The sequence below is a fragment of the Stenotrophomonas sp. 05L413 genome, from assembly GCF_056397945.1.
The window spans coordinates 1-11,576 of the sequence record NZ_JBFTOL010000007.1; the positions used below are offsets into that span (position 1 = coordinate 1).

The following is an 11,576-nucleotide window of genomic DNA, read 5'->3' on the forward strand; positions in this document are numbered from 1 at the left end:
AGGTTGCAGTCGATCCCTTCGGCCTGCAGCTGGCGCGCCGCTTCCACGCCTTCCCAGGTTGCCGCGATCTTGATCAGCACCTTGCTGCGCGGCACGCCGGCCGCTTCGTACATGGCGATGAACTGGCGCGCCTTGGCCACCGTGGCCGCGGTGTCATGTGCCTGGTCGGCATCGACCTCGGTCGAGACCCGGCCCGGCACCAGCGTGCTGAGCAGGGTGCCCACGCCCACGGTCAGGCGATCGGCCACCGCGTGCACGATGGTCTCGCGTTCGCCCGCCTGCTCGCGGCCCCAGGCCAGCGCGTTCTCGATCAGATCGGCGTATACCGGCAGGTCCAGCGCTTTCTTCACCAGGGTGGGGTTGGTCGTGCAGTCGACCGGCTTCAAGCGCTTGATCGCCTCGACATCGCCGGTATCGGCAACTACGACGGACAGATCACGCAACTGGGAGAGTCTGGACAGCGAAGACATGGAGAGGTCCTTGGCATCAATCATCAGAGGAAGCGTCAAGCAGTGCGCTGACCGCCGCCGTGTCCTGGTCGAACACCGGCGCGGCGAACGGCTCCGGGCCGGGCGTGCGGCCGAATACGATCGGCCGGGTGATGCCGCGGTAGCTGCCCAGCAGCGGGTGCGGCAGCGACGTGATCATCTGCTCTGCCTGCACCTGTGGATGCTCGAACATGTCCTCGACCTGGCGTGCCGCTGCGCACGGCACTTCTTCGCCGAACAACGCTTCCCACGCCAGCGCGCTGCGCGTGGCCAGTGCGGCGTGCAACTGCGGCAGCAGCACCTCGGCCTGCGCGGCGCGCTTGCGCACGGTGTCGTACCGCGCGTCGGCCGCCAATTCTGGTCGCCCGATCCGCTCGCACAATGCCTGCCAGAAGCGCGGGGTATTGGCCGAGATGTACAGATATCCGTCCGCGGTGGGATGGATGCCGGTGACACCGCCCGAGCGCATATCGCGGCCCACCGCCGCCGGCTCGCCCTCGGCCCAGACCATCCGCGCCGACTGCATCGTCAGCGCACTGCGCAGCAGCGACACGCCCACGAACTGGCCCTCGCCGCTGCGTTCGCGCTCGTAAAGCGCCGATGACACACCGGCCGCCACCAGCGCGGCAGCGTAGTAATCGACCACCGAGCCGTACAGGATCTCCGGGGCGCCGCCCGTCTTGCCCTGCATCGTGCACATGCCGGTCATGGTCTGCAGCACCTGGTCGTACCCTGCCTTCTCCTTCAGCGGCCCCTGCTCGCCGTAGCCGGTGACCGAGCAATACACCAGGCGCGGGTTGAGCTTGTGCAGACTCTCGAAATCGATGCCCAGGCGTACCGGCACGCTCGGCCGGAAGTTGTGCACCAGCACGTCCGCCTCGCGCACCAGGCGCATCAGCACCGCACGCTGGTCAGGCTGCTTCAGGTCCAGCACCACGCCGCGCTTGGAGCGGTTCACACCGAGGAATGCGCGGCTCTCGGCCTCCAGCGTGGAGGGATAGCGCCGCAGGTTGTCGCCGACCGGCGGCTCCACCTTGATCACCTCCGCGCCCTGGTCGGCCAGCAGCGTGCAGCCGTAGGGACCGGCGATGTACGCGCTCAGGTCCAGCACACGAATGCCGCTCAACGGTCCGGTGGCACCTTCCCGCTGGGCGATGGCGAATGGAGAACTGGGGTTGCTTCCGGTCATGGTCAATACACTCGATACCTTGAGGGAAGTTTCCTCCTGGCCAACGGGAAGAAACAGATCGCGTGGGTATGTTCTGGGTGGACAAAAAGCACGCTGCGGCGTCGGCGGCACCACCGCCGCCGAACCCCGCCGAGACGTCAGCCCGAAGGCGCCAGCGACAGCCAGCTCAACCGCCAGCTGCCGTGATCGCGCCCACCACACCGGTAGTAGGGTTCGAACGTCAGCGGGCCGCGGCACTCCAACTGCACGGTGATCGGCGCGCCCTCGCCCGTGTCGTCGCCCACCTGCAGCCACTGCGAGGGTGGCCGGTCCGGCAAGCGCACCGTCTCATCGGTTTTGTACCCGTCGATCAGGCCGGTGGCATACACCAGCGGGCCGTAGCTCAGCCCCACGTACTCCCAGCGCAGGACCTCCTGCGCGACCGGCGAGCCATCCGGCGCGCGCGATTCCTGCACGTTGATGTTGGCCGCCCGGTGCAGGCGTGGCTGCATCGGCAGCTGCACGCAGAGCGTGTCGCCGGACTGCCAGGTGCGCTGCACGTGCACGAACCCATCCGCGCCCGCCTCGGCCGCCTCGGGCTGTCCGTTGACCTCGATCCGTGCACCTGTCGCCCAGCCCGGCAGCCGCACGCCGATGCTGAACTCGGCGACGCACTCGGGCAGCACGGTGATCGTCACCGTACCCTCGAAGGGGAATCGGGTCGCCTGCAGCAGGGTGACCGCACCGGCCTGCGCGTGCAGCAGCGTGGCCTCGCCCGGCCCGTACAGATTGACCCGCAGCCCACCATCGGCTGCGATGCCATAGGCCACCTGTGGCAGTTCTTCCACGGCCATCGCGCCGCTGGATTTGCAGCAGCGCCAGTACGTGGTGTGCACGCGCCGGCCGTTGGGATAGGTGTAGTAGCACCAGTCCTCGCCATTGGCGGCCATCGCCGCCAGCAGGTCGTTGTAGGCGGTGCGCTCCAGTTCGTCGGCGTAGCGTGCGTGGCCGGTGATGGCCAGCAGCTCACGGTTGAGCTGCATCCACGCCAGTACCGAGCAGGTTTCCACGTAGGCCTGCGGGAAGAAGGTGCGCGGCGCGTTGAATACCTCGCGCGACCGGTGCGCTACCCCACCCCACGGCCCGCCGCCCAGCGTGAGGTGCTGCTCGCGGATGTTGTGCCAGAGCTGATCCAGCGCCCGGCGATGGTCGTCATGCCCGGTGGCCTTGTACAACTTGGCCAGCCCGACCAGGTTCCAGCTGAGCTGATAGGCCTTGCCGGTTGCGATGAAGGCCGCATCCTCACCGGCCAGCGCCTTGTCCAGCAGCGCCAGCCGCGGGTTGGCGTTGGCCTGTGCCAGGATGCGTTCGGCCAGCGCCAGGTAGCGCGGCTCGCCGGTGACCAGATAAAGATCCGCCGCTGGATCGAGCAGCACCGTGGCGGACATGCCGTGGTGGTTGCCCAGTGTGGTGATGTCGATTCCCGATTCCAGCGCCTGCCAACACAGATCGGCGATCCGGCACGCGGCCTGCAGATAGGCCGCATTGCCCAGCGCGCGCCACGTTTCCAGGAAGCCCAGGATCAGATAGCTGTGCGTCCAGATGTCCCAGGTGCGCAGCGCCGGCTCACCGTTCCAGCTCTCCGGCTTGGGCGGTTGCGGCACGGTGAAGCGGCGCTCGGGCGCATAGTTGCCAAGATACCCGTCATCGTCCTGCTGGCTGATCAACCAATCCGCAACGCGGCGCAACGCGGCCTCCAGCGGTGGTTGTCCGCCCTGGGCCACGGCGCGTGCCGTGGCCGACAGCCACTTGCCGGCGTGCTCGCCGTACCAGTCGCCCTCATGATTCTGGTGTTTGTGCGCTTGGCCGAAGATGCTGATCGGCGCACTGTGCTCATCAACGATGAACGTGCTCAGGCGCCCGTTGCGGTTCGCCGCCAGGGCGTCGCCCAGCAGACCCTGCAACGTGACCTGCTGTGGCGGGACCAACGTCATGCCGCGGGCGGCGGGATGCAGACGGTTCATGCCGCGTCCACCACGCAACGGAAGCCGACCGTGCCCGAGCGGTCCTTGGACGGCCCCATCAACAGGTACTTGCCGTGCTGGTCCAGGCGGTAGGCCTGCGGGAAGTACCAGTGCGAGGTCTGCGGCTGATAACTGCTGCCCCCCCGGAGTACCGCTGCGCGGGTGTGCGCATCGCTGAATTCATCGGTCCACTGCCACACATTGCCGACCATGTCCTCCACGCCGAACGGGCTGGCCCCCTGCGGATGCGCATCGACATCGGCCGGCGGCGTCAGCCGACGGCCGCGATTGACCCGCGGCACGCAGCTGGCATCCCACGCGTTGCCCCACGGGTACAGGCGCTCGTCGGTCCCCTGCGCGGCGTACTGCCATTCCCACGCATGCGGCAGCCGCTTGCCGGCCCACGCCGCATAGGCACGGGCGTCTTCGATCGAGACCCAGGTAACCGGCTTGTTGTCCCAGCCCGCACGCGGCGCGCCGTCCTTCCAGTCGGCCAGGAAATTGTGGTCATCGGCCGGGCGGTAACCGCTGGCATCGAGGAAGCGCTTGAACGCGGCATGGGTGACCGGGTGGCGGTCGATATGGAACGACGCCAGTGTCATGCGCCGGCGATGGTGGCGACGCGCGCAGTCTTCCCACGGGAACTGCACATCCAGCCCGGCCCAGGTGAAGCCTTCGATTTCGATACCGCCCACCTGGAACAGGAACTCGCCGGCGGGAATCGTGACCATGCCGGCGGGTGCCTCGGCCTGCGCGGGCGTGGCCGCGATGGCCAGCAGTTCCTGCGGGGCGGCCGTCCACGCCGCGGAGTAACTGCTCAGCGGCTGCTTGGCACGCTCGGCGGTCGCGGCCAGGAAGTCATCCAGGCCCTCGATCACGGTGCCGGCGGCCACACTCAGAATCGCGCCGAAGCCGCGCGCTTCCATCGGCAGTTCGATGTAAGCCGCGCCGTCGATGATCCGCGGCGCCAGCGCGCGGCCGTGCCACGCATCGTAGTACCGCATCCCTTCCGCGTGCGGCAGTGCGATCTGCTCACCGTCCACCGCGTACTCGTTGCGGTTGATCATCGTATGCAGCGTCACCCCCTCGCCCGGGAACCGACTGGCGAAGATGCCGCCCTGCAGGCACACCTGGTACGGCTCCCAGTCCATGGACACCACCAGCGCCGGGAACCGGCGGTACAGCGTGGCGATCCGGCGCAGGGTTTCGCCATCGCGTGGGGTGAACTGGTTCCAGACGCCCCAGATGTTTTCCCAGGCGTTGTAGCCGATGCCATTGAAGAAGCAATACTGCAGATCGTGATTGCGGTTGCGGCCCCAGCGGTTCTCGTAGTTGACCATGTGGCGCGGCTCCAGCCACTTCCACTTGGAGACCGGCGGCACCGGGCCATCGGGCGCTTTCTTGCCCCAGCTCTGCACGTTCCAGATCAGCTGTTCTTCGGAGCTGATGGTGGACTCGGGCTGCACCACCACCGGATTGCCACGTGCATCGCAGGCATCGAAGAACGCTCTCGGCACACCATTGAAGGTGTCGCCGTTGATGCCATCGGCACCGACCGCCTTGACGATCTCGGCCAGCCCGTCCCAATGCGTCACGCCGGGGTCGCGGGTGCCGTGGTCCCACGGCTTGGCTGGCAGGAACACCTTGACGCCGCGCTTCTGGAAGGCCTGTACGGCGGTTTTCAATCCCGCCAGGCCGCCGGGCATGTCGTGCGCCAGGTCGAACTGGTTGCGGTCGTCGATGCCGATGTTGGGGTAGATGTACCAGATCAGCACCGAATCCAGCCCGCCGAACCGCGCGGTCACATCGTCCAGATAGCGATCGACGGTGTACTGCCCGGTGGCCGCGTCGAAGAAGTAACGGTCCTCGACCATCATCTGTGCATGCACGAAGTTGCGCTGCGCCCACTGCAGCTCCGGGCGGCGGTAATTCACGTCGGTATAGCCGATCCGGACCAGATGCTCGCGGCGCCAGTCCTTGAGCTCTTCCAGCCAGTCGCCGGCGCTGGCATTGGCGTCGATCATCCAGCTGCCGATGTCGGCGAACGGCCATGCCGGCGCCCTGCCCGGCGTCGGCAGGTAGCGCCCGGTGGTCACGTGCGAGAACTTGTACTCGGTACGGATGGCGTCACGCCCGTAGTCGGCTGCGTCGGTGTCGTAGTCGGGGCTCTGGTACGGCGTGGTCATGGGCAAGGCATCCAGCAGGAAACGAAAAAGGGGGACATCAGCGCGCGCACACCGCTGCCAGCGCAGCATGGGCGGCGGCATCGGGAACACGCGCGGGGTCTGCCAGCAGCGCCAGCACCTCGGCGCGGCAGGGAATGCTCGACTGCGCGCCCAGGCGCGTACAGGTCAACGCGGAGGCAGCGGTGGCGGTCAGCAATGCCTGGGCCATCGGTTGCTGCTCCACCAGCGCGGCGATCAGGGCACCGCAGAACGTATCGCCGGCCGCGGTGGTGTCGGTGGGCTCGATACGGAACCCGGGCTGCAACAGGATCTGCCCGTCCACGCGGGCCAGACTGCCCCGCGCCCCCAGGGTCACGATCACACAGGGCACCGGCACGCGTGCCAGCCCGGTGGCCAGGTCCGGGGGATGACCGGCCACCACCTCGAGTTCCCCTTCGTTGACGATCAGCACGTCCAGCAGGGCGAGCAACGCGTCGGGCAGCACCTGCGCCGGCGCGGCGTTGAGCGCGACCTTGAGCCCTGCCGCGCGGGCGCGGCGGGCATAGGCAGTGATGGTGGGCAACGGGGTCTCGAGCTGCAGCAAGAGCCAGCCGACCCCGTCCAGCGCAGGCAGGTGTTCCTCGCGCAGGCCCAGGTTGGCGCCGGGTGCAACGGTAATCGCGTTCTCGGCGTTGTCGGCCAGGCAGATGAAGGCGGTGCCCGTAGGCAGCGCAGGATCGCGCACGGCCGACAGCGCCACACCGGCCTCGCGCAGGGACGCCTCGATCGGCGTGGCGAAGTCATCCTCGCCCAGGGCCAGCAGCATCCGCGTCGGCACACCACCGGCCCGCGCGCAGGCCACGGCCTGATTGGCGCCCTTGCCACCGGGGAAGGTGCTGAAACCACGGCCCAGCACGGTCTCTCCGGGCGCCGGCACGTGCGTGGCGCGTACCACGAAATCGAGATTGGCCGAGCCGGCAACGAGGACGGTGGAACGTGCCGCATTACTCATGGGTCTATCGCCTCATCAACGCGGTTGTAGAACGTCGTACTGATGCGCGGCAGATCGTCATTGCCACCGGGCAGATGCTGCAGCATCAGGATCGCGACCAGGCGGCGTGCCGGGTCGATCGTGTAGTAGGTCGAGGCAGCGCCCGACCAGCCGAACGCCCCCACCGAGGCAGTGCGTCCTTTCAGGGCCGGATCCAGCAACACCGAACCGCCCAGCCCGAAGCCTTCGGCATCACTGAACTCGGTCACCGGCCGCGGCAAGGCGGTATGCACCAGCTGGTTCTGCATCATCAGGGCCACGGAGGAAGCTCGAAGCAACTGCACGTCGCCATGGCGGCCGCCGTCCAGCAGCATCTGCGCGAACCGGCCGTAGTCGCCGGCGGTGGAGTACAGGCCGCCGGCACCACTGGGATACGGGCGCAGCGCACTGCCAGGCGCCCGCGCGTGCGCCTCATCGGCGAGTACCAGATCACCGTGCTCACCCATGGTGGTCAGTTCGACCACCCGGGCGCGGTCGCGCGCCGGCACCACGAACCCGGTATCGCGCATGTCCAGCGGGCCGAAGATACGCTGTTGCAGGAACTGCTCGAATGGCAGCTTCCCCACCACTTCCACCAACCGCGAGAGCACCTCGATGGACGTGCTGTCGTAACGGAAGCGCGTACCCGGCTCGCTCGCCAGCGGCACGCGTGCCAGCCGTGCGGTGTAGTCGGCCAGGCTGTCCGCGGCCTGCACCTGCTGTTGTTCCAGCAGCGCGGTGACGGCCTCGAATCCCTCCCCGCCCGCCGCGAAGCCGGCGGTGTGGGTCAGCAGATGTCGCACGGTCAGCGTCTGCGCTGCCGGGCGCAGCTGCGGTGCCGCGGCCGTACCACCGGCGAACAGCTGCAGCCGGGAAAACTCGGGGAGATGACGCGCCACTGGATCATCCAGGTCCAGCCGGCCCTCCTCCACCAGCATCATGGCCGCCACCGAGGCCACCGTTTTGGTCATCGAGTAGATGCGGAAAATACTGTCACGCTGCATGGGCGTGGCATGGGCCAGGTCCTGCCAACCGTAGGCGGCTCCATGCACGACGCGGCCATCGTGGATCACCAGCGCGACCGCGCCGGTATAGCCTTGGCGGCCGGTCGAGTCGTGCAGGAAGGCATCGACTGCCGGCAAGCGCGCCGACGCCGCGGCCTGTCCCACTGCCAGCATCAGCCACGCGAGCACGGCCAGGCGTGCCCGGGGGCGGCAATGACGGGCGTGGGCCGGTCCGTGCGATGGCCAGTACATCCGCTCTCCTGCTGTCAGTGGCGGTAACGTCATGACAGGGTAAGGCAATAAAAACGGACCGGCGCTGCAGTGCTTCGCAGCACCGGTCCGCGGTGACGGTCAGAAGGTGAAGGTGTGGGTCAGCGACACCATGCGGCCACGGCCGGAGAAGAAGTTCTGCCAGCCCGGCAACTGCGACCAGGTCAGCACGTACTGCTTGTCCAGCAGGTTCTCGATGCCCAGCGACAGCTTGCCGTAGGTCCCGGTGTCGTAGTTCATGCTGAGATCCCACAACGCGTAACCGTAGGTATCCTCGTCATTGCGGTACACCGCGCCGTTGGACGGATTGACGAAGGTCTCGCGCAGGTCGCGGCTGAAGGTACGGCTCACGCCCAGCGTCGCATCGAAACGATCATTCGGTGTCCAGGTCAGCGAGGCATTGACCTTGTCCGGAGAGATGTCGAGGATGCCCATCTCCTTGTTCAGGCCCGAGCCGTCGTAGTACTGGGTCTGGCCGCGGATCCGCGAGTACAGCAGCGTCGCCTTCCACTGGTCGTTGAAGGTCCAGGCGCTGTTCATCTCAATGCCTTCGATCCGGGTCGGTGCACGGGTGAGGATGAAGTCCTCGGTCACCTTGTCCACCGTCAGCGAAGACCCGAATTCGGAGGTCGAGCGGTAGCCCGAGATGCCGACCTGAGCCTGCTCGCCGCGCCAGTTGAAGCCCACTTCCTTGTTCTTGGTGATCAGCGGCTGCAGATCGGCGATGCATGCCACTGCCTTGCACGGGCTGTTGGCCTGGATATTGCGCAGCGGGATGCCCACGTTGGCAATACCGAAGCCTTCCGAGTACGAGGCGAACACCGACCACGCATCGGTGATGCGCCAGATCGCACCGAAGTTGGGCAGGTTGGCCTTGTAGTCGAGCTTGCCGCCCTGCACCGGGGTGAAGTCGCGGTAGGCGGTGGTGGTGTAACCGTCGATTTCCAACTCACCGTCTTCGCGGCGGATGCCGGCATCCAGCGTCACCGGGCCGATGTCCCAGCTCAGCTGCGCGTACGGCGCCAGGCTGGTGTACTTCATCGGCGGCACCCAGACCCGGTCGGTCAACGCCAGGCGCTGTTCGGCCGTGTCTTCCACCAGGTCCAGGCCGGTGCGCAGGCGCAGACCCTCTACCGCGAACAGGTCGCCGTAGGCATAAGCCACACGCAACCCCTTCTTCTCGGAGTTGATCTCCGACTGGTCCCAGATGCGGTCGGCTTCCGGCGGCGCCGGCTTGACCAGCTGGCGGTCGGCGCCGTTCTCCGGCACATAGCGCATCGCCTGCTTTGCCCAGTACAGATCCACGCTCAGGTCACCGCCGAAGAAGTCGGCATGGGTGTACTTGGCAGCGAACTGTTCGAAATCGTTGAACTCGGCCAGCGAATCCTTGATCGAGCCCTTCTCGGCGGTATTGGTGCTCGGAATCGGGCACTCCACGGCGTCGTAGCGGCAGCCTTCGACCGGAATGTAGTTGTGCTTCCCACCGATATGGAAGTTGCTGTAGCTGGCCTGGATGCGCTGCATCTGGCCCTCGCCAAAGTTGTAGCCGCCCTTCAGAAAGAGGTTCTTGCTGTAGGAGTCGGACAGCGAGCCGGAGGTGTTCAACCCCACCCGGCGACCGTCGCCGTCGTAGGCGATGCCGCGGTCGATGTAGGCGCCGCTGATCAGGAAGTCCGCGGCGTCGCCCTTGAAGGTGTGGGTGATGCCGATCTTGGACTGCCCGCTGTCATCCTTGAACTGGGTGCCGTAGCGCGTGCTGACCGTTGTCTGGTGGCCGTCCACTTCCGGATTCTTGGAAAGATAGTTGATGACGCCACCGGCACCGCCGATGCCCTCGGCAGCCGACGGGCCGTTGATCACTTCGATGCGGCCGATCACGCCCATGTCGGTGAACGTGCCGTTGCGGCTGCCTTCGCGCAGCGGGGAGCCCTGCGGCACACCGTCGAACAGGCGCAGCGCGACGCGGCCGCGCAGGGTCTCGCCACTGTTGCTCATCGCCTGGGAGGATTCGGAGTAGCCCGGCACCATGCGTGCCAGCACGGCCGTGGCGTCTTCGGTCAGGTTGAGGGTGCGCTGCACCTGTTCCTGGTTCACGACGGTCACTGCACCGGGGACCTTCTCGATCGAGATCGGGGTCCGGCTGCCGGTCACGATCACCTGGTCCAGATCGGTGGGCGTCGTGCTCTGCGCCATGGCAGGGTTGATGACACAGGCGAACAGTGCAGTGCTGATGGCCGCGGAAAGTGGCTTGATCATTCGTTTCTCCCCCCCAAAAAAGGAAATGCGGGACAGCCGGCCGGGGAGCCGTCGCCACCGATGACGCGCGTGGGCTTTCGCCCTTCCGCCGGTCGATGCGGTTCCCTTGCGGGTCTCCACGTCCTGTCCGGCAACGAGGCGAGAGCCTAGGCGCGGCGTCATGGCGATAGAACTGTGCTCAGGTATGTTCAAAGCCTAGGATTTGTTTCGCTTCGCACGGCGCACCGCGCGAAAACCCGTGGTGTCAGCGTTGCGGCTCGGTCAATGCGACACGCGCTTCCTCCAGCAGCACGTTCACCAGGCGGATGCGCACCGACGAACGCGACCAGACCACGCCAATCCGGCGCGGTTCGCTGCACTGCGGCAAGGGAATGCGCACGACATTCAATCCTTCCGGCCATGGCTTGGCCCAATCCGGCACCAGTGACACGCCGAGCCCGCGGTCGACCATGACCGCGATGGCGTTGAGTGCATTGAGCTCGAACCGCTCGCGCGGCACGATCCCGGCCTGTCGCAGGTAGTCATCGGCGAGGCGACCGCCCCATTCGTGGCGGTCGTAGCGGATCAACGGCTGCTCGCGCAGCAGCTCGTGCGGGTCACGGCTGCCCAGATGGGCCGGCGCCAGCACCACCAGCGGCTCCTCGCGCAGCTGCTGCCACTTGCAGGTCTTGGGCAGCGCGAAGGGGGCCTGCAGCACCATCGCCGCATCCAGATCGCCAGCCTCCACCGCCCGGTACAGATCGGCCGAGTAGCCCGGCTTGATGAAGACGTTGATCTGCGGGAACGTCGCCACCATCCGCGACAGGATGTCCGGCAGCAGGCCGGCCAGTGCGGTCGGGCACGCGCCCAACCGCAACTCGCCGGCCAGGTCGTTTTCGTTGGCCACGCTGCGCAGGTCGGCCACCTGGCGCAGCAGGTCGCGCGCCCGCTGCAGGATGCGCGCGCCGTCCTCGGTGACGCTGACGGTGCGCCCGGCGCGGGCGATCAGCGGCGCGCCGAGTTCACGTTCCAGCGTGCGGATCTGCTGGGCGACCGCGGCCGGGGTGATATGCAGCGAGCGGGCCGCGGCAGCCATCGAGCCGCGGTCCACCACCGTTACGAACGTACTCAGGAACTGGGTTTCCACGGATTACCTCTCAGCGCGTGAGCAACCTACACGAGCCACTGGCGC

General features: G+C 67.1%; 8 protein-coding genes. All 8 read right to left on the reverse strand.

Annotation, left to right across the window (positions count from 1 at the left end):
- The coding region (locus tag AC1DIQ_RS15530) for a transaldolase family protein (RefSeq protein WP_478050355.1) at positions 1–470 on the reverse strand (470 nt) is incomplete at its 3' end.
- Between the two features lie 16 nt (positions 471–486).
- The gene (locus AC1DIQ_RS15535; RefSeq protein ID WP_478050356.1) at positions 487–1,614 is read right to left on the reverse strand and encodes a CaiB/BaiF CoA transferase family protein; all 1,128 of its coding nucleotides are present in this window, start codon (positions 1,612–1,614) and stop codon (positions 487–489) included.
- 200 nt (positions 1,615–1,814) lie between these two features.
- A complete protein-coding gene (locus tag AC1DIQ_RS15540) occupies positions 1,815–3,680 on the reverse strand; it encodes a glycoside hydrolase family 127 protein (protein WP_259462209.1) in 1,866 nt (621 codons plus the stop codon).
- A complete protein-coding gene (locus AC1DIQ_RS15545; protein ID WP_478050357.1) occupies positions 3,677–5,866 on the reverse strand; it encodes a formylglycine-generating enzyme family protein in 2,190 nt (729 codons plus the stop codon). The genes AC1DIQ_RS15540 and AC1DIQ_RS15545 overlap by 4 nt, the downstream gene beginning before the upstream one ends.
- A gap of 37 nt (positions 5,867–5,903) precedes the next feature.
- On the reverse strand, positions 5,904–6,857 hold the full coding sequence (locus AC1DIQ_RS15550; protein WP_478050358.1) for a ribokinase: 954 nt from the start codon (positions 6,855–6,857) through the stop codon (positions 5,904–5,906).
- The gene (locus AC1DIQ_RS15555) at positions 6,854–8,053 is read right to left on the reverse strand and encodes a serine hydrolase domain-containing protein (RefSeq protein ID WP_478050359.1); all 1,200 of its coding nucleotides are present in this window, start codon (positions 8,051–8,053) and stop codon (positions 6,854–6,856) included. The genes AC1DIQ_RS15550 and AC1DIQ_RS15555 overlap by 4 nt, the downstream gene beginning before the upstream one ends.
- Positions 8,054–8,230: 177 nt before the next feature.
- A complete protein-coding gene (locus AC1DIQ_RS15560) occupies positions 8,231–10,405 on the reverse strand; it encodes a TonB-dependent receptor (RefSeq protein ID WP_478050360.1) in 2,175 nt (724 codons plus the stop codon).
- A 244-nt stretch (positions 10,406–10,649) separates the two neighbouring features.
- Positions 10,650–11,531 carry a LysR family transcriptional regulator gene (locus tag AC1DIQ_RS15565; protein WP_102789143.1) on the reverse strand — a complete coding sequence of 294 codons (882 nt, stop codon included), beginning with the start codon at positions 11,529–11,531 and terminating at the stop codon, positions 10,650–10,652.
- Positions 11,532–11,576: the final 45 nt, after the last annotated feature.

What these genes read in the sequence shown, in the direction of transcription:
- AC1DIQ_RS15555 (WP_478050359.1), bottom strand. Translation starts at nt 8,053, where the DNA reads ATGCTGGCAGTGGGACAGGCCGCGGCGTCGGCGCGCTTGCCGGCAGTC.
- AC1DIQ_RS15545 (WP_478050357.1), bottom strand. Translation starts at nt 5,866, where the DNA reads ATGACCACGCCGTACCAGAGCCCCGACTACGACACCGACGCAGCCGAC.
- AC1DIQ_RS15540 (WP_259462209.1), bottom strand. Translation starts at nt 3,680, where the DNA reads ATGAACCGTCTGCATCCCGCCGCCCGCGGCATGACGTTGGTCCCGCCA.
- AC1DIQ_RS15550 (WP_478050358.1), bottom strand. Translation starts at nt 6,857, where the DNA reads ATGAGTAATGCGGCACGTTCCACCGTCCTCGTTGCCGGCTCGGCCAAT.
- AC1DIQ_RS15560 (WP_478050360.1), bottom strand. Translation starts at nt 10,405, where the DNA reads ATGATCAAGCCACTTTCCGCGGCCATCAGCACTGCACTGTTCGCCTGT.